Source organism: Photorhabdus sp. RW14-46 (assembly GCF_963887965.1).
Classification (GTDB): Bacteria; Pseudomonadota; Gammaproteobacteria; order Enterobacterales; family Enterobacteriaceae; genus Photorhabdus; species Photorhabdus laumondii.
The window spans coordinates 21,246-43,902 of the sequence record NZ_CAWPHH010000032.1; the positions used below are offsets into that span (position 1 = coordinate 21,246).

The window sequence follows — 22,657 nt, forward strand, 5'->3', positions numbered from 1 at the left end:
TAAAGATACAACAGATAAAAAACATGCTCTTACCAAGAGATTTTCTTAGTAAGAGCCAAAGATTAAGGACGAACACCCAAAGTATGACAAATTGCATAACTCAGTTCTGCGCGGTTTAAGGTATAAAAATGAAAATCCTTCACACCTTCGCGGCTTAAAATCTTCACCATATCCATTGCGATAGAAGCACCAACTAAATTTGCGCTTTCAGGATCATCATCCAGCCCATCAAACATTCTGGTCATCCAACTTGGAATACGCACATTAGTCATTACAGCAAAACGTTTAAGCTGACGGAAATTGGATACCGGCAAAATTCCCGGTACGATTTCCACATCAATCCCGGCAGTCACACAGCGGTCACGAAAACGCAGGTAACTTTCCACATCGAAGAAGAATTGGGTAATAGCACGGTTCGCACCCGCATCAATTTTCCGTTTCAGGCTAATCAGATCAGCCTGAGAACTTTTTGCTTCAGGATGAACTTCAGGGTAAGCCGCAACGGAAATATCAAAATCCGCTTCTTTCTTAAGTAACTCAACCAGATCAGACCCATACATTTTGGGTTTTTCACTGTTTTCCGGTAAATCACCCCGTAAAGCCACAATATGGCGAATACCATTTTTCCAATAATCACGGGCGATTTCGCACAATTCATCACGGCTGGCATCAATACAGGTAAGGTGCGGAGCCGCTTCAAGGCCAGTTTGCTCTTTTATTCCCTTGATTATGCTATGGGTACGATCACGCTCGCCAGAGTTAGCACCATAAGTAACGGAAACAAATTTAGGCTTGAGGGTGCTCAGGCGGTTAATGGATTTCCACAGGGTTTTTTCCATCTCGGCTGTGCGCGGTGGAAAGAATTCAAATGAAACACGGATCTGTCCTTCCAGTTCAGCCAGATTCTGATTCAGCGCCTCTCGCTGATTTGCGTGAAAAAAACTCATATCCTGCACCTCGTTAACAAGCGGAATAATTTCCCATATCAATAATTTGCCAGTTACTTTTATTTACACATCTAAACACCTATACGTTTAGACGTCCAAAATAAGATGAAGGATCGGCATTTTTTAGTCAACAACAAATTTGAGTTAAATCGGTGAGGAATATTCACCATGAATCGGAAAAAAATTCATCAATGAATCTTTGGCTTTGTTTATATCGGCTTAGTGGATCGATAGCTAAGGCAGCAATGAGGAAAGATGCCCTGCTCAGGACATCCCCCCTCTCGTTACCTCAAATATCAAGCGAAGGAAATCACATCTGATTTAGTCAGTGGAGGTTCGAAAGCTTAAAGCAGTTGTGACAAACGGTTAAGATCAGACTGAATCGCTCCGGCTGTCACGTCACGGCCTGCCCCCGGCCCACGGATCACTAACGGATTATCACGATACCAACGGCTCTCAATCGCAAACACGTTGTCGCACGGTAGCAAAGACGCCAATGGATGATCAGGACGTACCGCCTCAACACCCACCTTTGCCTTACCGTTCGCATTAAAACGGGCAACATAACGCAGCACCATGCCCATTTCCTGCGCCGCGGCTAATCGCTGTACCATCTGCTCATTGATAGCACCGCTATTATCAAAGAATTGTTCAATAGAGCCTGATTCTGCTTCTTTCGGCACCAGTGACTCAACACGCACTTGCTCTGGCTCAATCTCATACCCTGCTTCACGGGCAAGGATAATCAATTTACGCATCACATCCTGACCAGACAAATCAATACGCGGATCAGGTTCTGTCAATCCCTGTTGCCACGCCTGTTCGACTAAATCACTAAATGGTACTGAACCATCAAATTGCAGAAACAGCCAAGATAATGTGCCGGAGAAAATGCCACTAATGGACAAAATGGTATCACCACTCTCCCGTAAGTCCCTCACGGTATGATTGATAGGTAAGCCAGCGCCAACTGTTGCATTGTAAAACCAATGGCGACCTGTTTTGGCAAATGCATCACGAATAAAACGATAATCGCGGCTACTGGAAGCACCCGCAATTTTATTGGCACTGATAACATGGAAACCATAGCTGGCAAAATCGCTGTAACATCGAGCGAGTTCTTCACTTGCCGTCACATCCAGAATCACCAAATCGTCATAAGGATGTGCTCGCATCCAGAGAAATAATTCATCAACATCATATTCTGTCGCTTCGTCATCAAAAAAAGCTAACGCTCGACTAGCATCAATCCCTTGATAGTCGAGTAAACTCCGGCGACTATCCGCCACACCGGCCAGAACAAATTCAAAATCACTGCGAGCCGAAATGTTTTTCTGCTCACGAGCGAATAACTCCAACCAACGAGAGCCAATATTTCCTTTACCAAACAAAATCAGACCAATCCGCTTTTCAGCACGGAACAAACTCTGATGCAATCCCTGAATCACATGTTCAGTCTGATTAGTCCGCAACACAGCGACAAGGCTGATGCCATCCTCCGCATGCCAGATAAATTCTACCGGCTGATCTTTAAGTTGCTGATAAAAACGGTGGCAATGTAATGGGTTCTTGCATACACCAGCGCCAACCAGTGCCACCAGCGCCAAACCTTCTCTAAGGGAAAGTTTCCCCGGAAGCGTAGCATCTTCCAGCACACTCAGTGCACTATTCACCACTTCGGAGGTGTAACAGAGCTGAATCAAATTACAGTCTAGATGGATGCCTGTCGCCAATGGGCGAATTTGTTCTCGCTTTAACAACAGATCAATATCTTTGTATGTCTGTTTAAAATTATGATGAGCGGCCACATGCAACTCAATCAGGCAAACATCATCGTGACTAGTAACAATTTTTGCGCCAGTTCCAGAAGCCAAAACTCTTTCAATACGCGTTGATCCTTGCTCCGGCTGGTAACTGCAACGTAATAGCAAATCAATATCACTAAAGGAAACAGGCTGTAAGGTACGAGCATGCAACACGGGTGCGGCAAGACGAGCAAGCTCGCTGGCTTCATCCAAACGTAATAGTGGTAACAAACAGGCATCTTTGACTTTTCTCGGATCAGCACTGTAAACACCAGCAACATCACTCCAGATGGTTACCCGCCTCGCCCCTGCCAAAGCCCCAACCTGAGTTGCAGAGTAGTCACTGCCATTTCGCCCCAATAACACTGTTTCTCCATCATGATTACTGGAGATAAAACCGGTCACCACCAGTCGTTTATTTAGATTTTGTGTTAGCAACTGATTTAGCAATGGTTGGGAAAGGGTAACATCAATTTGCGGCTGAGCCGCCCGTTCCGCGCGTAAAAACTGGCGGGCATCCACCCAAGCGCTAGGAATACCCTGAGCTTCAAGCACAGCCGACATCAAACGCGCAGACCAGATCTCTCCGTGCCCCACCACTTCTGCATAAGTCACATCACTAACTGGTTTATCCAGTAATGCACTTAGCTTTTCAAGATCGGCAATAAAACGCTTCACCAACTCTTCAGCAACAGTTTCAGGTAGCAAACCTCTAATCAGATCCTGCTGATAACGGCGCAGAACCTGCTGTACCTGATGAGCAGAAATACGGTCGCTCTGGCTAAGTTTAAGCCAATTAATTAACTGGTTAGTCGTGCTGCCTGCCGCGGATACCACCATTAAATCACCGGGTTGGCTGTAATTAGCCATAATCTTGGCTACCCGTTGATAACATTTCACATCCGCGAGACTACTTCCACCAAACTTATGTAATTGGCGGTCATTTTCCGCCGTTGCAACTACCAGTGCACCCATGGTCACTCCTTTACTACTGCCTGAAATGCATTTTCCAAATCAGCGATTAAATCCTGACTATCTTCAATACCCACAGAAACACGCAATAGTGAATCCGTAATCCCCGCTTCCGCCCTTGCCTGTGCTGACATTCCAGCGTGAGTCATGGTAGCCGTATGAGAAATTAAGGTTTCCACACCGCCCAGTGATTCCGCCAAAGTAAATAACTTCAACTCAGACAGAAAACGGCGTATCGCCTGTTCACCACCATCGAACTCAAAGCTTATCATTGCGCCAAAACCAAATTGTTGCTTACAAGCAATTTCATGCCCAGGATGATCTTTCAAAGCAGGATAAAAAAGTTTTTTCACTAACGGTTGCTGTTGAAGATAATTGACGAGTTCCAATGCATTCTTTTGCTGTAACAGGACCCGTGGCGATAAAGTGCGCATGCCACGCAACAGCAGGTAGCTATCAAACGCCGCACCGGTTACACCAATATTATTCGCCCACCAAGCGAGCTCCGTTGCAACCTCTTCATCCTTTGCAATAATAGCTCCGGCAATCACATCAGAATGTCCATTAAGATATTTAGTACAGGAATGCACAACCAGATCTGCCCCCAACGCCAAAGGCTTCTGTAGTACAGGACTCAGGAAAGTGTTATCAACAATGACTGTCGCACCTACCTCATGGGAAAGCTGGCATATATGAGCAATATCGACAATACGCAATAAAGGATTACTGGGTGTTTCAATCAATACCAACTTTGGTTTTTTGGACAAGACTTGCTTTAATGCCTGTTCATCACTCTGATCGACAAAGGCCACTTCATAAGCACCGCGTTTAGTCTGGCTGTCAAATAAACGGTAACTGCCACCATAACAGTCATGAGGCGCAACCAACAGATCGCCAGGTTGAAGGAAAACCATGCATAACAGGTGAATAGCTGACATTCCACTGCTGGTCATGATAGCACCCGCTCCCCCCTCCAGCTCAGCTAATGCCTGTTGCACCATATCGCGGCCCGGATTACTCCTGCGGGAATAATCATGTGTCCTTGGCTGATTAAAATCAGTAAAGTTATATGTGCTGGAAAGATATATAGGCGGAACAACACAACCATACTGTTCATCATTATTCAGCCCATTGCGAACTGCTATTGTTGCCGGCTTGCGTGTCATATCAGCTACCACTATCTGTCATAAATTAAGTCAGAGAAGAATATCCGCTACCAAAGTAGACGTCAACACATCTAGACATCTAAACCTCTTTACGGTTAGATTAGACAATGGGATAATTATTCATCATAACTAATGCTGCTTTATTTATTAGTAGCCATTAATTTATCGCATATACTATAACTGTATAATTGATAAGGAAATCACGATAAAATGGCAATATGTCACAACGAAAGCTGGTGCTGTTATCTGGCTTAATTTTATGATTTTACGACTATTTAAGGTACCCCATGGCTGAGTGGAACGGTGAATATGTCAGCCCTTATGCTGAACATGGCAAAAAAAGCGAACAAGTGAAGAAAATCACAGTCTCAATTCCGTTGAAAGTGTTGAGAATCCTCACTGATGAACGCACTCGTCGCCAGGTCAATAACCTGCGTCATGCAACTAATAGTGAATTGTTGTGTGAAGCATTCCTGCATGCATTTACTGGGCAGCCGCTGCCCGATGATGCTGATTTACGTAAAGAGCGTAATGATGAAATCCCAGAGGAAGCCAAAAAAATCATGCGGGAATTAGGTATTGATCCTGATACTTGGGAATATTGATAGTAGCGAAAAAACTCCTGTAAAAATTCAGGGGTTTTTTATATGGCTACAATGCAAAACGCCCGATGTAAAACACCGGGCGTTAGTATCAGTTGGCCTGTTATTACAGACAGGCGCAATTCTGCAATTACTTGCTGACACCTGGAACGTTGAAACGTTTCTTGAAGCGATCAACACGACCACCAGTAGCAACATCACGTTGTTTACCCGTATAGAATGGGTGGCATTGGCCGCATACGTCCAGGTTCAGAGCGTGACCAGCGGTAGATCTGACTTGTATTACACTACCGCAAGAGCAGGTTGCAGTAATTTCTTCATATTTAGGATGAATACCTTTTTTCATGGGATAACCTCTGTTAAGGCCGTGTCGCTATCCAGCCCTGTTGCCGCCAGACACCACACGTCGTGTTGATAAAATGAGTTTGGTATCTTCCGTACCAAAGGCGGCGGATCATACAGAATATCTACCTATCTCGCAATGAAATCCGTATATTGTCTATGATACCCTATAGCCAATTTTTACTTTATTTATTGATCGTTCGGAATAATTTTATGGCTGTTGTTCAGGTTGCTTTACCTGTCCCTCTTACCCGCTCTTTTGACTATCTGCTACCCGCAGAGAGTCAATTACCCGTTGTAGGAGTGCGGGCAATCGTCCCTTTTGGCAAACGTAAAGCGATTGGTATCGTCACTGGGATAACTGACCACAGTGATATTCCGATAGAACAACTGAAAACCATAGAATCCATTCTCGATACTCACTCCTTATTTCCAGAAAATCTTTGGCAATTATTGCTCTGGGCATCCGACTATTACCATTACCCCATCGGTGAAGTCCTGTTCCATGCATTACCAGTGCTGCTTCGTCAGGGAAAACCCGCGGAATCAACTCCACTATGGCAATGGCAAGTCACACCAACAGGCGTTGAATTACCGCTGGCGCAACTGAAACGCTCGCCAAAACAGCAGCAAGTACTGGCAACCCTGCGCCGTAAAGCAATATATCGCCATCAGATTACAGAACTGGAACTGAGCGAAAGTGCTTTCCAATCGCTCAAAAAGAAGTCACTTATCGATTTATACCCTGTGCAACCTGAATCTGAGAACTGGCAAAATCACTTCCAAATCACCGGCGAACGCCTGAAATTGAATACCGAACAAGCCACAGCAGTTGGTGCTATCCGTGCAGAAGACCAGCAATTCTCTCCCTGGTTACTGGCGGGCATCACCGGATCAGGTAAAACAGAAGTTTATCTCAGTGTGTTGGAAAATATTCTGGAACAAGGTAAACAAGCGCTGATACTTGTACCGGAAATTGGCCTGACACCACAGACCATCCGTCGCTTCCGTGAACGTTTCAACGCACCGGTTGATGTTCTTCATTCAGCCCTGAATGACAGTGAACGTCTCGCTGTATGGCTACGAGCGCGACAAGGTGAGAACGCAATTGTCATCGGTACACGCTCAGCCCTATTTACCCCTTTCGCCTGCCTTGGCATTATCATTATTGATGAAGAACATGACAGCTCTTATAAGCAACAGGAGGGCTGGCGTTATCATGCCCGCGATTTAGCGGTATTCAGAGCAAAAAAAGAGAATATCCCAGTGATAATGGGCTCTGCGACTCCAGCACTGGAAACACTTTACAATGTGCAACAAGGCAAATACCGCCCGCTAACATTGTCCAAACGGGCAGGTTATGCTCAGCCAGCGACTCAGCATCTGTTGGACTTAAAAGGCTTACCACTCAAAATCGGGTTATCTCAACCACTAATAAAACGTATTGAAGAACATCTACAAGCCAATAATCAGGTCATACTTTTCCTTAACCGCCGCGGTTACTCACCTGCCCTACTCTGCCATGAATGTGGCTGGATTGCAGAATGCCAACGCTGTGACCATTATTACACGCTGCATCAATACCATCGCCAGTTACGTTGCCATCATTGTGATAGCCTGCGCCCCGTTCCCCGTCAGTGCCCGCAATGCGGTTCTACTCATCTTCAACCTGTTGGCCTTGGCACAGAACAGCTTGAAGACGGTATTTCAGCCCTGTTCCCTAATGTACCCGTTACCCGCATTGACAGGGATACTACCAGCCGCAAAGGAACACTAGAACAACAACTGGCTGACATTCATGCCGGAAATGCCCGTATACTGATTGGCACCCAAATGCTGGCAAAAGGTCACCATTTTCCTGATGTCACACTGGTCGCGTTACTCGATGTTGATGGTGCCTTGTTTTCAGCAGATTTTCGGGCAGCAGAACGTTTCGCACAACTTTATACACAGGTTTCTGGTCGGGCTGGTCGGGCTGGTAAACGAGGAGAAGTGGTTCTTCAGACTCATCATCCTGACCATCCATTACTGCAAATTTTGCTCAATAAAGGCTACGATGCTTTCGCTATTCAAGCTATGGATGAACGCAAAAGTGTATTTTTGCCGCCATTTACCAGCCATATTATCTTGCGGTCAGAAGATCACGATAATCAGCAAGCACCTGCTTTTTTACAACAACTACGCCTACTTTTTGAACACCACCCTTTGCGAGATGATAACTTATGGATCATGGGCCCGGTTCCTGCATTACAGTCAAAAAGAAGTGGTCGTTATCGTTGGCAACTATTAATTCAACATCCATCCAGAACTGTTTTACAAAAAATCATGGCACTGGTTTATCCACAGATAACAGCCTTACCGCAAACCCGAAAAGTGAAATGGAATATCGATGTTGATCCAACAGACAGTTAGTAATTAATCGCCTCTATTTTAAAACACATAACCTGAGCAGATTAAACATACTCTTATTTACTATTTAAAAAATCACACCCGACAATCCGTAATCAATGAAAAATTACTCACTAATTTGCGAGCCATATCGAATAAATGATTTATATCACACTTTTTTACAAACTAAGGAATAAATGAATTTGCCAAACTGTTTAGAATGATCTCTTAATAACATTGTCATAACCTTAAACCGCATGTCGTTACTTTCCTTAAAGTCACTGACGGTTTCCCGGCAACCAGAAAATGACAATCATTTAACTAATCAGTCAGGAAATGAGGAGTGAGTTTTGGAGCAGAAAAAGAATGGCACCTCCGCAACAATGAAAGATGTCGCTGAAGTGGCTGGCGTTTCTACCGCAACAGTATCGAGAACACTCATGAATCCAGAAAAGGTTTCTTCCCAGACCCGACAAAAAGTGGAACAAGCTGTACTGGCTGTGGGTTATTATCCAAATAATTTATCCCGTAATCTTAAACGTGGTGAGTCAAAAACTATTTTAGTGATAGTGCCAAATATCAGCGATCCCTTTTTCACTGATGTGATTTGCGGCATTGAGGAGACAGCGGAACAACATGGCTATCTGGTTTTAATCGGTGATTGCCAACATCAGCAAAAACAGGAACACGCGTTTCTCAACCTGATTGCCACCAAACAAATTGATGGTCTGTTGCTACTGGGTTCGAATATCCCGTTTGATGCCAGCAAAGAAGAACAAAAAAACCTGCCACCAATGGTAATGGCAAACGAATTTTCACCAGAGCTAGAGCTGCCGACTATTCACATTGATAACCTGACCGCGGCATTCAATGCGACTCATTATCTACAAACATTGGGGCATAAACGCATTGCCTGCCTCTCTGGCCCGGAAAATATACCGATTTGCCGCTATCGCCGTCAGGGATATATCCAAGCATTGCGTCGCTCTGGTGGGACAATTCGTGAAGATTATATTGTCCAAGGTAACTTTACCCATGAAAGCGGGGCAAAGCTGACTGAACAGTTGCTCTCTCTGCTGGATCCTCCTACAGCCATCTTCTGCCACAGCGATGTCATGGCGATTGGCGTAATGTGGCAGGCTAAAAGAATGGGCTTAAAAATACCGGAAGATTTATCAATCATTGGTTTTGATAACTTAAGTCTCGCCATGTACAGCGATCCGCCGTTGACAACCGTTGGACAGCCCAGTTATCAAATTGGTCACAAGGCAATGTTACTGTTGCTAGATCAAATCCAGGGTCACACAACTTCTGGCGGGTCTCAGTTACTGGAATCGGAATTAATTATTCGGCAAAGCACCTGTTCGCCTAAAAGCTAGTCAAATAACCGCAGGTTAAGTAACATATCGTTTATTTTCTTTTACTTAAATTACTCAGCGAATTAGACAGTGGCACAACGAGATTATGTGAGTCGCGGGCGTTCAAACACCCGCCGTAAAAATACCGATAAGAAAAAATACCAAGCCCAAGGGCTGCCAAAAGCAACGCTGGCCGTCGCGGTAGCCTTAGTCGCTATCTTTATTGGTGGCCTTTACTTTATTACCCACAATAAACAGAAAAGCGAACCAGAAATACTGCCAAAACATTCTCAACAAAACAATGGGTTACCGCCAAAACCAGAAGAACGCTGGCGCTATATCAAAGAATTGGAAAATCGCCCCGTTGGCATTGAGACACCACGTGATCCCTCATCCGGGGGGCAAATCAATTCACAAACCCAGTTGACCGCCGAGCAACGGCAGTTACTTGAACAAATGCAGGCGGATATGCGCCAACCGACGACTTCGCTGCCAGAAGTGCCATACAATGGCGTTCAAGTGCCGCGTTCACAAGTGATCATCAAGCCATCAGCGGAGACACAAAAACCGCTGGAAACAAGACCACAACCCCAGCCTCAACAAACGTTACCACAACAACCAATGCAGGCTCAGCCAGTTCAGCCACAAACTCTACCACCGGCTGAAACCAGTAAACCTAAGCCCGTAGAAAAGGCACAGCGTATGATTTTACAATGTGGTTCATTCCGCAATATGGATCAAGCTGAATCAGTACGTGCCAATCTGGCGTTTGCGGGTATTGAAAGCCAGATCACAACGGGAGACGGCTGGCATCGTGTTGTTCTTGGTCCCTACAGTAAAAACACCGCAGAAAAAATGCGGGAACGTCTGAAAGGCGCTGGCGTATCAGGTTGCATTCTCCGTGTTACAGGGGGTTGAAAAATGATAATTCTCCCCCATCTATACTGCTAACACCGTGCACACGGTATTTTCGATAGCCGTATACCCTGTCGAAAGTACCGTGCGTCACATTTATCTATTTTTGTAACCAAGGGCTTACTCGTGACTACAATCGTAAGTGTTCGCCGTAATGGCCAAGTCGTAATCGGTGGTGATGGACAGGCAACGATGGGTAATACCGTCATGAAAGGCAATGTCCGTAAAGTTCGCCGCCTCTATAATGACAAAGTAATCGCGGGTTTTGCCGGCGGTACAGCAGACGCTTTTACTCTGTTTGAACTGTTTGAACGTAAACTTGAAATGCACCAAGGGCATCTGACCAAAGCAGCGGTTGAACTTGCTAAAGACTGGCGCACTGATCGCATGTTACGCAAACTGGAAGCTCTGCTGGCAGTCGCAGATGAAAATACCTCCCTAATCATTACAGGTAACGGCGATGTCATTCAGCCAGAAAATGACCTAATTGCCATTGGTTCCGGTGGCCCATTCGCCCAATCTGCCGCACGGGCAATGCTGGAGAATACCGATCTCGGCGCCAGACAAATTGCAGAGAAAGCGTTAACCATTGCCGGTGATATCTGCATTTATACCAACCATAATCACAACTTCGAAGAACTTCCTTCAAAAGCGTAAGGGTAGATAGTATGTCTGAAATGACTCCACGCGAAATTGTCAGCGAACTTGACAAACACATTATTGGTCAGGATAAAGCGAAACGCGCTGTAGCTATCGCACTCCGTAACCGCTGGCGTCGTATGCAGCTAGATGAAACGCTGCGCTACGAAGTAACGCCTAAAAATATCCTAATGATTGGCCCGACTGGGGTAGGTAAAACCGAAATCGCCCGTCGCCTGGCAAAACTGGCAAATGCGCCGTTTATCAAAGTCGAAGCGACCAAATTCACCGAAGTTGGCTATGTTGGTAAAGAAGTCGACTCTATCATCCGTGATCTGACCGATGCCGCGGTTAAAATGGTCCGCCTGCAATCCATCGAACAAAACCGTTATCGAGCAGAAGAACTGGCAGAAGAGCGTATTCTGGATGTCTTGATCCCACCAGCAAAAAATAACTGGGGACAAACGGAGACACAAGTTGAGCCATCAGCCGCACGCCAGGCATTCCGTAAGAAACTACGTGAAGGTCAACTTGATGATAAAGAAATCGAAATTGATGTTGCTACCACACCTGTGGGCGTCGAGATTATGGCACCTCCGGGTATGGAAGAGATGACAAATCAGTTGCAATCTATGTTCCAGAACCTTGCCGGTCAGAAACACAAATCTCGTAAGCTAAAAATCAAAGATGCTTTCAAGCTACTGATCGAAGAAGAAGCCTCTAAACTGGTTAACCCGGAAGAATTAAAACAACAGGCTATTGATTCCGTTGAACAACACGGCATTGTCTTCATTGATGAAATCGACAAAATCTGCAAACGAGGTCAGACTTCAGGCCCTGATGTTTCCCGTGAAGGTGTTCAGCGTGACCTGTTACCATTGGTGGAAGGTTGTACGGTATCCACTAAACACGGCATGGTAAAAACAGACCACATCCTGTTTATCGCCTCAGGTGCATTCCAGGTTGCCAGTCCTTCCGATCTGATCCCTGAATTACAAGGGCGTCTGCCGATCCGAGTGGAGTTACAGGCACTCACTACAAAAGATTTTGAGCGTATTCTGACTGAACCGAGTGCATCCCTGACGGAACAGTACAAAGCATTGATGGAAACGGAAGGTATGATCATCAGTTTCACGGATGATGGCATTAGCAAAATTGCAGAATCCGCATGGCAGGTAAATGAATCAACCGAAAATATCGGGGCCCGTCGCCTACATACTGTGCTTGAGCGGCTGATAGAAGATATCTCTTTCGAAGCCAGCGAACGTCGTGGTCAGTCAGTTGATATTGATGCCGACTATGTTAAAAAGCATCTAGATGAATTGGTTGCAGATGAAGATCTGAGCCGCTTTATCCTATAATCGGTATATACGATTTCTGATCCGCTATAATTAATGATGGGAGGCTTGCCTCCCATTCGTTTTTTATAAGCCTACAGGAGTAAGTGAACGCAGAAATGAACTCATCAACTTCTATCAGTCAAACTCAAGCATGGCTGGAAAGTTTGCGTCCTAAAACGCTACCACTCGCCCTTGCTGCCATTATTACTGGCTCAGCCCTTGCTGCCTGGACAGGGCATTTCAAGCTACCGGTTGCCTTACTGGCTCTATTAACAGCAGCCATATTGCAAATCCTGTCCAATCTCGCCAATGATTACGGTGATGTTATCAAAGGCAGTGATACTGAAAAGCGTATCGGGCCACTACGTGGTATGCAAAAAGGCATTATTACCCCCTCACAGATGAAAAAAGCGCTGAAGATTATTGTCCTGCTAACTTGCCTGTCTGGTAGCGCCTTGATTGCTGTTGCCTGTGAAGAACCTAGCGATATATTCGGTTTTTTGGCACTTGGCCTGCTAGCAATTATTGCCGCAATTACCTATACAGTCGGTGCAAAACCTTATGGCTATATGGGACTTGGCGATATTTCAGTACTGATTTTCTTTGGCTGGTTAAGTGTTGCCGGTACTTATTATCTTCAAGCAGGTTTTTTTGACTCAGTTGTCATACTCCCGGCGACAGCCTGTGGTCTTCTCTCTGCTGCTGTTTTAAATATCAATAACCTGCGTGATATTGAAGATGACAGACGGCATGGCAAAAACACCCTAGCTGTCCGTCTCGGCCCTAAAAAAGCCCGTTATTATCACGGATGTTTAATAATTACAGCAATACTCTGCTTGGTATTATTCACCATACAAAACCCGTCTGGCTGGTCAAGCTGGTTGTTCCTGCTCGCTCTGCCTTGGTTGTTCAAACATATGTGGTATGTACTTAATGAACCCACACCAGAGGGAATGCGGCCAATGCTGGGACAGATGGTTAAGGCGGCATTATTGACTAATATTCTATTTTCAGTTGGTCTTATTTTTAATTAGACAGTATTTGCGCTGTTTTTCCGAAGGTGTTGTAACTTAATCATTCTGGGTACCTGTTAACAATATCAATTTAATAATTGATGATTTTGCTAACATTGGCCTGAAAGGGATATACTTACCGTTCCATACCTTAACCAGACGTAAATCCTATGAAATATGATACTTCCGAGCTTTGTGACATCTATCAAGAAGAAGTAAATGTGGTAGAGCCTATGTTCTCCAATTTTGGCGGGCGTACTTCATTTGGTGGTCAAATCATCACGGTTAAATGCTTTGAAGACAACGGGCTACTTTACGACCTGCTTGAAGACAACGGTCATGGACGCATTTTACTGGTAGATGGTGGTGGTTCTGTACGCCAAGCATTAATTAACGCTGAGCTGGCACAACTCGCTGTGCAAAATGGATGGGAGGGCATTGTTGTTTACGGTGCTGTACGTCAGGTTGACCAATTAGCAGAGTTCGACCTCGGCATTCAAGCTATAGCCGCTATTCCGGCTGGCTGTCGTGATGAAGGAACCGGCGCAAGCGATATCCGGGTGAATTTTGGTGGTGTCACCTTCTTCTCTGGCGATTATTTGTATGCCGATAACACCGGTATCATTTTGTCTGAAGAACCGTTGGAACTTGATGACAACGAAGAAGATGAGATCATCTGATGATATAAAACTAAGGGCGATTTTTCAGATCGCCCTTCTTTTGTCTGCTGGAAATTTCAATTACTGAACATCTTCCATTTTGCCTAACAAGGCACGCAAACGTTCTTGCCATACTTGTTGCTCTTGTTTTAATTGCTCATTTTCATGAGCCAGAGACTCACGGCCGCTGGTTGCATTCTGAATTTCCTGAGACAAAGATCGATTTTTTTCTTTTAATTCTTCAATTTCCATTTGTAGCAGGGTAATAGTATCAATCGCCTGCTGAACCTTGGCTTCCAGCTTTTCAAAAACTTCAAATGACATTCTCGGTTCCCCCTTGTAAGCAATTGTCTGATTGTATGTAGCCAAAGCGCCCCTGTCTAGCAACATCCCCAACACATGAAAAATAACTACCAAATAAAAAGCTCAATAGTGTCTCACACTTTAATTTTTAGCAAAATAGCGGATAAATGCGGATTCGCTCATTTTGTTGACACAACACACACATTTCAATTTCGCTATTTCTCGTTTCCGCGCATTAACGATAAATTTACATAATCCCCTTTTCAATTTTTGAAAGGTGACAATAATAATTACGCCTCTAAAATCTTCTTTGTAGGATAGAACATATGAGCCAAACCACTAGCACGACATTAACCGGACAATGTATCTCTGAGTTTCTTGGTACCGCACTATTGGTTTTCCTTGGAGTAGGCTGTGTTGCCGCAGCACGTATTGCCGGCGCACAATTAGGCTTATGGGAAATCAGTATTATTTGGGGTATGAGCGTTGCGTTGGCTGTTTATCTCACCGCAGGTGTTTCCGGTGCTCACCTTAACCCGGCAGTGACGATTGCCCTATGGTTGTTTGCCCGCTTTGATGGCAAAAAGGTTATCCCTTTCATTATTGCCCAAATGATTGGTGGCTTCATCGCTGCCGCTCTCATTTACATGATGTACTACAGCGTATTCCTTGATTACGAACAGGTACACAATATCGTTCGTGGTACGCCAGAAAGCCTGTTTACCGCAGGTGTATTCTCTACTTACCCAATGGCGTCACTGTCCATTTCTCAGGCTTTTATGATAGAAGTTATCATTGCCGCCATTCTGCTCTGTTTGATTCTGTCGCTGACTGACGATGGCAATGGTATTCCCCGCGGTCCTCTGGCCCCGTTACTGATTGGTATTGTGATTGCCGTTATCGGCGGTGCATTTGGCCCATTAACCGGTTTCGCGCTGAACCCAGCCCGTGACTTTGGTCCCAAATTAATTGCTTATCTGGCCGGTTGGGGAGATATTGCCCTGACGGGTGGGCGTGAAATCCCTTACTGTCTGGTTACTCTGACCGCCCCCATTATCGGCGGTATTGTGGGAGCATTTGGCTACCGCAAACTTATTGGTCGCAATTTACCATCTGATGTTCACAAGACTGAAGATCAGAAGAAAAAGAAAGCCTAAAGTAGAGCATTACCAGAACAGGTTATTATCATGACAACAGAAAATATGATTGAGAAAAAGTATATTGTCGCCCTTGATCAGGGAACCACCAGTTCCCGAGCAATAATTCTTGATCACGACGCCAATATTATCTCAATTTCCCAAAGAGAGTTTACGCAAATTTATCCTAAACCGGGTTGGGTAGAACACGATCCAATGGAAATCTGGGCAACCCAAAGCTCAACGCTGGTAGAAGTATTGGCGAAAGCGGATATTAGTTCTGATCAGATTGCCGGTATTGGTATTACCAACCAACGTGAAACAACGATTATTTGGGAAAAAGAGACCGGTAAACCTATCTACAATGCCATCGTTTGGCAATGTCGCCGTACCGCGGACGCGTGTACTAAACTAAAACAAAAAGAGGGATTGGAAGAATATATTCGCCAGAATACAGGGCTGGTAGTAGACCCTTATTTCTCCGGCACCAAAGTAAAATGGATCTTAGATAACGTCGCAGGTGCCCGTGAACGGGCTGAAAAAGGTGAGCTCCTATTCGGTACTGTGGATACTTGGCTGGTATGGAAAATGACTCAAGGCCGAGTCCACGTTACCGATTTCACAAACGCCTCCCGAACGATGCTGTTCAATATTCACAATCTGGAGTGGGATCAGCATATTCTTGATGAATTACAAATCCCTCGTTCCCTACTGCCTAGCGTTCATTCATCTTCTGAGATTTATGGTCAGACCAACATCGGTGGTAAAGGCGGCACTCGGATCCCTATCTCAGGTATCGCAGGTGATCAACAAGCTGCTCTATATGGTCAACTTTGTGTCCAACCGGGTATGGCGAAAAACACCTACGGGACAGGCTGTTTCCTGCTGATGAACACGGGTACAGATGCCGTACGCTCCAATCACGGCCTACTGACAACCATTGCTTGTGGTCCTCGCGGCGAAGTGAACTATGCGCTTGAAGGTGCGGTTTTCGTTGGTGGTGCCTCTATTCAGTGGTTGCGTGATGAACTGAAACTTATTGCAGATGCGGCTGACTCCGAATATTTTGCCACTAAAGTTAAAAATAGTAACGGCGTGTATGTGGTCCCTGCTTTTACCGGCCTTGGTGCCCCCTATTGGGACCCCTACGCCCGAGGGTCAATTTTCGGCCTAACCCGCGGTACCAACAGTAATCACATCATTCGTGCGACGCTGGAATCTATCGCCTATCAGACCCGTGATGTACTGGATGCTATGCAAGCTGATGCAGGCACCCGGCTGCAAGCACTACGGGTAGATGGCGGAGCCGTTGCCAATAACTTCCTGATGCAATTCCAATCAGATATTCTTGGCACCCGGGTAGAACGCCCTGTGGTGCGTGAAAGCACAGCATTGGGCGCAGCATTCCTCGCAGGATTGGCAGTTGGCTACTGGAAAGACCTGGATGAAGTGAAAAGTAAAGCCACCATTGAGAAAGAATTCCGTCCGGGTATTGAAACCACCGAGCGTAATTACAAATACAATGGCTGGAAAAAAGCAGTTGCCCGTGCGCAGGATTGGGAAGATAAAGGCTAACGCATTCTAATATAAAGAAAGGGTGAAATTACCACCCTTTCTTTACTATACCCAATGGATTTCAAGATGCATCGCGACGGCAAGGGAGCGAATCTCCGGGAGCATAGATAATGATGTGACCGGGGTGAGTGAGTGCAGCCAACAAAGCAAGATCAAAACTGACGTAAAGAACATCAGCATTCCTGTACCAAAGAAAAAAATAGTGCACAATTTTATTTTTAGAAAAAATCACAGTCAATTATGCCATATCTGGCAACAAATATGTACATATAAACCAAGCATTAATAAACTAATGGTTAATTTTTCTATGACACAGAATCGATAATGGTATTTATCTCTATAGGACTAAAATAGCGACGTAAAAACGAACTGTTCGGAGATTTCTTTCGGGATAGGAGATAAGTTCCAATGGCAAACTGGGTTACAGGAAAAGTTACACAAGTTATTCACTGGACGAATACCTTATTCAGCATCAGGATACATGCACCGGTTGAAAAATTTACTGCGGGCCAGTTTGCAAAACTGGCGATGGAAATAGATGATGAACGGATACAACGGGCCTACTCTTATGTTAATGCCCCGATAGATAATAATCTTGAATTCTACTTAGTGACGGTTCCTGAAGGCAAACTCAGCCCACAATTAGCAGCTCTGCAACCGGGTGATGATCTCTTAGTAACAGAACAAGCCGCAGGCTTTTTTATTCTTGATGAAATACCTGATTGTGAAACATTATGGATGCTTTCAACAGGGACCGCCATTGGCCCTTATCTGTCAATCCTCCAGCAAGGAGATCATCTGGATAGATTCACAAACATCGTATTGGTGCATGCCGTCAGACTAACACAAGATTTAAGCTATCTGCCCTTAATGCAGCAATTAGTTGAACGTCTCAATGGCAAGTTACGAATTCAGACTATCGTCAGCCGTGAACAAAACCTCGGCTCATTGACTGGCCGTATCCCGACATTGATCGAGAATGGCGAACTTGAGTCCGCTGTCGGACTTACGATGAGCAGTGACAACAGCCATATTATGTTATGTGGTAACCCTCAAATGGTGAAAGATACCCAGCAACTGCTAAAAGAGCAGCGTGGAATGGCAAAACACTTACGCCGCAAACCGGGGCATATCACCAGTGAACAATATTGGTAATTTCAATCATCTTTGACAGAAATAAAATCCACTTTCTCTGTCGCCTCACCAAATCGGTTTGGCCCATCCGTACCACGGAATACACCGCAATCAAGCACCATCATTACAATGATCAATGTGGGGATAAAACGGCCGATCCCCCATTGCCAGAACGGAGCCATGCCACCCCAGTCAACAGCAACCAACAACCCTGCCAGTAATAAAAGCAGCGACCAACCTCCCCGCTTATTTCGATCATGCAGACGCTTAACCATCATTGCCGCTACGGGATACATCACCAAGACAAGTGCAAAAACAGCATAGTGCATGGTCAAAGAACTCATACCCTGAATAGTCAAGATAACAAACATCAAGGCCAGGCAAACACCAATGCCAATCCAGAATTCACGCCGCCCAATTCGTCCTTTGAATGAAAAACCCCATTGTTGTAATGTCATCTATTCTTTTCCAATCGTGTATTCTGTTTTCCAGCGCAGTTTAACCTAAGCGAGCGGCAACATGAAAATGGACGTTAATAAATTTCTAGCCATAATATTAGCGGCAAGCAGTGTCGGTTTGCCATTGGTAGCCAATGCTGATAAATCCACAACCACAGAACCCACAGTACAAGCGACCTATCTTCTGCCTAATGCCCCCTCTTTCGATGAAACTATCCCGCGATTTCGCGAAAAATATAATCGCTGCAACCCGACATTGCCACTACGCGAATATCGGGTAATCATAAGTAAAAACATTTATCCGCCACTGACACGAGCTGCCAGCAAAATCAATGAAAAACTCTATTCTTCCGCCGTACTTGAGCGAGGAAGCGAAAAAATCAAAAGCCTGCAACTGACATTACTACCATCAGAAAATACCGCTGAAACTCAGCAAAACCAAATGCTGGCAGAGCAGTACATGACCGCCCTAATGCGCCACTTTAACCCAACGCTTTCACAGGAACAAAGCAAAGAGAATATTGATAACTTACTCATAAACAGCAAAAAATCGCCATTTTACAGCCACAACATCGGCGCTATTCGCTATATTGTAGTAAATAGTAGTGAAAAAACGCTTACTTTCGCTATTGAACCGATTAAGCTATGGTTATTTGAACCCGATAACTAATCAAACTTAGCAATAAAAAAAAGCTATTGTTGGCAATGATCACTATACTGTGGAGCGCCGAACTACCGAATCAATCTTAAGAATGAATTTCATTCAACTCACTACTTAAACATTCTCTGATTGGAGGAAAAAACATGCGACATCCATTAGTTATGGGTAACTGGAAATTGAATGGCAGCACCCATATGGTTAACGAACTCATCACTGGCCTGCGTCAAGAATTAAGCAGTGTTACCGGCTGTGACGTCGCTATCGCGCCACCAGCGCTTTATCTCTCTCAGGCTAAACAAGCACTGGCTGGCAGCCGCATTGCTCTAGGTGCACAGGACGTTGACGTTAACCTGTCTGGTGCATTTACCGGTGAAACTTCCGCCACAATGTTGAAAGACATTGGCGCAGAATACATTATTATCGGCCACTCTGAACGCCGTACTTACCACCAAGAAAGTGACGAATTCATTGCGAAAAAATTTGCCATTCTTAAACAACAAGGTCTAATCCCTGTTTTGTGCATCGGCGAAACTGAACAGGAAAATGAAGCCGGCCAAACTGAAAGTGTATGTGCAAGGCAAATTGATGCAGTTCTGAACACATTGGGAGTAGCAGCCTTCCAAGGTGCGGTCATCGCTTACGAACCTGTTTGGGCAATTGGTACAGGCAAATCAGCAACACCGGCACAAGCTCAAGCTGTGCATAAATTCATCCGTGATCATATTGCGCAGAAAGATACAGCAATCGCACAACAAGTCATTATCCAGTACGGTGGCTCTGTGAACGCAGATAATGCCGCTGAACTATTCTCTCAGCCAGACATTGACGGTGCATTAGTCGGCGGTGCATCTCTAAAAGCTAACGCTTTCGCTGTTATCGTAAAAGCCGCAGCCGCTGCGAAAAAAGCCTAATTCATATTTCAACGATAATTGACCGCCGTACATCTACGGCGGTTACTCATTTTTATCGCTGAATAATCTCATCGAACACACCGCCAGTCGCAAAATGCACTTTTTGAGCTTCACCCCAACCGCCGAATATCTTATCGACAGTAAATAATTCCAACGCAGGAAAAGAAGAGCGGTACTTATCGGCAACCACTTTATCACGTGGTCGATAATAGTTTTTAGCCGCTATCTCCTGCCCAACGGGTGAGTAAAGGTATTGCAGATATTCTGTTGCTAACTCACGGCTATGACGTTTATCAACAACCTTATCAACAACAGAAACCGTCGGCTCAGCCAGAATTGAAAGACTAGGTGTCACAATTTCAAATTTATCTTTATCAAGCGCATTAATCGCTAATAATGCCTCATTCTCCCAGGCAATTAATACATCACCGATGCCACGCTCGACAAAAGTGCTGGTCGCTCCTCTTGCGCCAGAATCGAGCACTTCAACATTCTGGTAAAGGGCTTTAACAAATGCTTTCGCTTTGTCCTGTTCCTGATTGTTATGAATCAACCCATAACCCCATGCAGCCAGATAATTCCAGCGTGCCCCGCCCGATGTTTTTGGATTAGGTGTCACAACAGATACTCCTGGACGAACTAAATCTGACCAGTCTTTAATTTGCTTTGGATTACCTTTCCGCACTAAAAAAACAATAGTTGAAGTATAGGGAGCAGAATTCTCTGGCAAACGCTTAATCCATGCTTTCGCTATCCGGCCACGTTCCGCAATGGCATCCACATCATAGGCCAAAGCCAGTGTCACCACATCCGCCTCAAGGCCGTTGATAACAGAAGTTGCCTGTTTACCCGAACCACCATGAGATTGCCGGATTATCACTTTATCCCCTGTCTTCTGCTGCCAATAATCGCTAAAAGCCCGATTATACTGCTGATATAACTCACGGGTTGGATCATAGGAAACATTAAGAAGTTGAAGATCTTTTGCCCAGACGCTGCTATTGGTAATCAATAGTAACGCCAATGCCACACGCCATCTGACTTTCATTTGAATCTCTCCACAAGCTGTTTTAACTGTTATGAAATTCAAGGCTGACAGAAAGCGTTATCACTCAGAAATAATTAAAAGCATTTATTTATATGTGAAAGGAATATCTAAAGATAAATTACAGCCTCCAACGAGGCTGCAACAGATTTAGATTTGCCAGTATTGACGTGATCAATACAACTTTTTCGCGGTTTCCAACCAATCCTGTTTAAACACACGTTTCATATTTTGCACTGCATCAATGATGTCATGATGAACAAGTTTCTCGTTCTGAATACCAACACAACGACCACCATAACCTTCCAACAGTAATTGAATGGAATATGCCCCCATACGGGAAGCCAGAATACGATCATAGGCAACTGGGGAACCACCACGCTGAACATGGCCTAAGACTGTGGCACGGGTTTCATGATGCGTCTCTTTTTCAATATGTCTCGCAAGTTCATAAACATCACAAACATGTTCGGTAATTGCAACGATGGCGTGGCGTTTGCCTTTATCGATACCCGCTTTAATTTCAGCTACGAGCTCATCACAACTAAATGAGACTTCCGGTAAAACAATAAACTCACAACCGCCTGCAATAGCGGCTGACAAAGTGAGATCACCACAATAACGTCCCATTACTTCAACAATGGAAATACGTTTGTGGGAAGTCGAGGTATCACGCAGACGGTCAATCGCTTCAACCACAGTTTCCAGCGCAGTGAAATAGCCGATGGTATAGTCGGTACCCGCCACATCATTATCAATAGTGCCCGGCAGGCCAATGCAGGGGAAACCCGCTTCTGTCAGTTTTTTCGCGCCAAGATAGGAACCGTCACCGCCGATAACGACCAGAGCATCAAGACCATTTTTTCTCATGTTCTCAATAGCGACAGTACGAACCTTCTCATCCCTGAACTCAGGGAAACGGGCTGAACCCAGAAAAGTACCACCACGGTTAATCATGTCGGATACACTAAAACGGTCAAGTTTCTTCATACGGTTTTCATACAAGCCAAGATAGCCATCATAAATACCGAAAACTTCCAACCCTTCGGTTAATCCCGCACGAACCACACCACGAATAGCTGCATTCATACCCGGCGCATCACCGCCACTCGTTAAGACACCGATTCTTTTGATCTCATTGCTCATGATGACCTCTGACTTGTAGATGTAATTAATTGCAAACCCGCTAACGGCGGACTCCGTATGCGATCACTTTGCCTGAGAAATCTGCCTTTTTAACCTGTTACCATCCGACGTACTGAAACAATCAAGCTGAATTGATTCAACT

At 44.9% G+C, this 22,657-nt stretch carries 22 protein-coding genes; 14 read left to right on the plus strand and 8 right to left on the minus strand.

What is annotated here, in order from left to right:
- Positions 1-62: 62 nt before the first annotated feature.
- The 3 genes from metF to metB all read right to left on the minus strand — a co-directional run bounded on the left by metF (position 63) and on the right by metB (position 4,890).
- Positions 63-947, minus strand: coding sequence for a methylenetetrahydrofolate reductase (metF, locus tag AACQ38_RS19445; RefSeq protein ID WP_011148819.1), 885 nt, complete (start codon positions 945-947; stop codon positions 63-65).
- A 344-nt stretch (positions 948-1,291) separates the two neighbouring features.
- Entirely contained in the window at positions 1,292-3,727 is a 2,436-nt protein-coding gene (locus tag AACQ38_RS19450; RefSeq protein ID WP_011148820.1) for a bifunctional aspartate kinase/homoserine dehydrogenase II, read from the minus strand.
- A gap of 2 nt (positions 3,728-3,729) precedes the next feature.
- Positions 3,730-4,890 carry a cystathionine gamma-synthase gene (gene metB, locus AACQ38_RS19455; protein WP_041380429.1) on the minus strand — a complete coding sequence of 387 codons (1,161 nt, stop codon included), beginning with the start codon at positions 4,888-4,890 and terminating at the stop codon, positions 3,730-3,732.
- Positions 4,891-5,177: 287 nt separating this feature from the next.
- Here metB and metJ point away from each other — a divergent pair, with 287 nt between their 5' ends.
- Positions 5,178-5,495: a met regulon transcriptional regulator MetJ gene (gene metJ, locus AACQ38_RS19460; protein WP_011148822.1), complete on the plus strand. Its 318-nt coding sequence runs from the start codon at positions 5,178-5,180 to the stop codon at positions 5,493-5,495.
- Positions 5,496-5,622: 127 nt separating this feature from the next.
- Here the strand turns inward: metJ and rpmE are convergent, their stop codons facing one another.
- Positions 5,623-5,838, minus strand: a complete 216-nt coding sequence (gene rpmE / locus AACQ38_RS19465) for a 50S ribosomal protein L31 (RefSeq protein WP_011148823.1) — start codon at positions 5,836-5,838, stop codon at positions 5,623-5,625.
- A 209-nt stretch (positions 5,839-6,047) separates the two neighbouring features.
- Here rpmE and priA point away from each other — a divergent pair, with 209 nt between their 5' ends.
- The 7 genes from priA (at position 6,048) to rraA (ending at position 14,167) form a co-directional block, all read left to right on the plus strand.
- Positions 6,048-8,246, plus strand: a complete 2,199-nt coding sequence (gene priA / locus AACQ38_RS19470; RefSeq protein ID WP_165578852.1) for a primosomal protein N' — start codon at positions 6,048-6,050, stop codon at positions 8,244-8,246.
- A gap of 326 nt (positions 8,247-8,572) precedes the next feature.
- Positions 8,573-9,601, plus strand: a complete 1,029-nt coding sequence (gene cytR / locus AACQ38_RS19475) for a DNA-binding transcriptional regulator CytR (protein ID WP_011148825.1) — start codon at positions 8,573-8,575, stop codon at positions 9,599-9,601.
- A 69-nt stretch (positions 9,602-9,670) separates the two neighbouring features.
- Positions 9,671-10,498, plus strand: coding sequence for a cell division protein FtsN (ftsN, locus tag AACQ38_RS19480; protein ID WP_165578853.1), 828 nt, complete (start codon positions 9,671-9,673; stop codon positions 10,496-10,498).
- Positions 10,499-10,621: 123 nt separating this feature from the next.
- Positions 10,622-11,152, plus strand: a complete 531-nt coding sequence (hslV, locus tag AACQ38_RS19485; RefSeq protein ID WP_011148827.1) for an ATP-dependent protease subunit HslV — start codon at positions 10,622-10,624, stop codon at positions 11,150-11,152.
- An 11-nt stretch (positions 11,153-11,163) separates the two neighbouring features.
- Complete coding sequence (hslU, locus tag AACQ38_RS19490; protein ID WP_011148828.1) at positions 11,164-12,495, plus strand: HslU--HslV peptidase ATPase subunit; 1,332 nt, start codon at positions 11,164-11,166, stop codon at positions 12,493-12,495.
- A 95-nt stretch (positions 12,496-12,590) separates the two neighbouring features.
- Positions 12,591-13,508, plus strand: coding sequence for a 1,4-dihydroxy-2-naphthoate polyprenyltransferase (locus tag AACQ38_RS19495; protein ID WP_011148829.1), 918 nt, complete (start codon positions 12,591-12,593; stop codon positions 13,506-13,508).
- Positions 13,509-13,657: 149 nt separating this feature from the next.
- On the plus strand, positions 13,658-14,167 hold the full coding sequence (rraA, locus tag AACQ38_RS19500; protein WP_011148830.1) for a ribonuclease E activity regulator RraA: 510 nt from the start codon (positions 13,658-13,660) through the stop codon (positions 14,165-14,167).
- A gap of 60 nt (positions 14,168-14,227) precedes the next feature.
- On the opposite strand, the gene zapB is transcribed toward rraA, so the two are convergent.
- On the minus strand, positions 14,228-14,470 hold the full coding sequence (zapB, locus tag AACQ38_RS19505; protein ID WP_011148831.1) for a septal ring assembly protein ZapB: 243 nt from the start codon (positions 14,468-14,470) through the stop codon (positions 14,228-14,230).
- A gap of 305 nt (positions 14,471-14,775) precedes the next feature.
- Between zapB and AACQ38_RS19510 the strand changes: the two genes are divergently transcribed.
- The 4 genes from AACQ38_RS19510 to fpr all read left to right on the plus strand — a co-directional run bounded on the left by AACQ38_RS19510 (position 14,776) and on the right by fpr (position 18,315).
- Positions 14,776-15,606: an MIP/aquaporin family protein gene (locus tag AACQ38_RS19510; protein ID WP_011148832.1), complete on the plus strand. Its 831-nt coding sequence runs from the start codon at positions 14,776-14,778 to the stop codon at positions 15,604-15,606.
- A 30-nt stretch (positions 15,607-15,636) separates the two neighbouring features.
- Positions 15,637-17,160 carry a glycerol kinase GlpK gene (glpK, locus tag AACQ38_RS19515; RefSeq protein WP_011148833.1) on the plus strand — a complete coding sequence of 508 codons (1,524 nt, stop codon included), beginning with the start codon at positions 15,637-15,639 and terminating at the stop codon, positions 17,158-17,160.
- A 22-nt stretch (positions 17,161-17,182) separates the two neighbouring features.
- The gene (locus tag AACQ38_RS19520; RefSeq protein WP_165578854.1) at positions 17,183-17,485 is read left to right on the plus strand and encodes a hypothetical protein; all 303 of its coding nucleotides are present in this window, start codon (positions 17,183-17,185) and stop codon (positions 17,483-17,485) included.
- Between the two features lie 83 nt (positions 17,486-17,568).
- Positions 17,569-18,315, plus strand: a complete 747-nt coding sequence (gene fpr, locus AACQ38_RS19525; protein ID WP_165578855.1) for a ferredoxin--NADP(+) reductase — start codon at positions 17,569-17,571, stop codon at positions 18,313-18,315.
- Between the two features lie 2 nt (positions 18,316-18,317).
- On the opposite strand, the gene AACQ38_RS19530 is transcribed toward fpr, so the two are convergent.
- Complete coding sequence (locus AACQ38_RS19530; protein WP_058589784.1) at positions 18,318-18,752, minus strand: DUF805 domain-containing protein; 435 nt, start codon at positions 18,750-18,752, stop codon at positions 18,318-18,320.
- Positions 18,753-18,819: 67 nt separating this feature from the next.
- Here AACQ38_RS19530 and AACQ38_RS19535 point away from each other — a divergent pair, with 67 nt between their 5' ends.
- Together AACQ38_RS19535 and tpiA are read left to right on the plus strand one after the other, a co-directional pair.
- On the plus strand, positions 18,820-19,422 hold the full coding sequence (locus AACQ38_RS19535) for a YiiQ family protein (RefSeq protein WP_011148836.1): 603 nt from the start codon (positions 18,820-18,822) through the stop codon (positions 19,420-19,422).
- A 134-nt stretch (positions 19,423-19,556) separates the two neighbouring features.
- Complete coding sequence (gene tpiA / locus AACQ38_RS19540; RefSeq protein WP_165578856.1) at positions 19,557-20,324, plus strand: triose-phosphate isomerase; 768 nt, start codon at positions 19,557-19,559, stop codon at positions 20,322-20,324.
- A gap of 52 nt (positions 20,325-20,376) precedes the next feature.
- On the opposite strand, the gene AACQ38_RS19545 is transcribed toward tpiA, so the two are convergent.
- A complete protein-coding gene (locus tag AACQ38_RS19545) occupies positions 20,377-21,372 on the minus strand; it encodes a sulfate ABC transporter substrate-binding protein (RefSeq protein WP_011148838.1) in 996 nt (331 codons plus the stop codon).
- Between the two features lie 171 nt (positions 21,373-21,543).
- Entirely contained in the window at positions 21,544-22,515 is a 972-nt protein-coding gene (pfkA, locus tag AACQ38_RS19550) for a 6-phosphofructokinase (RefSeq protein ID WP_113042999.1), read from the minus strand.
- Positions 22,516-22,657: the final 142 nt, after the last annotated feature.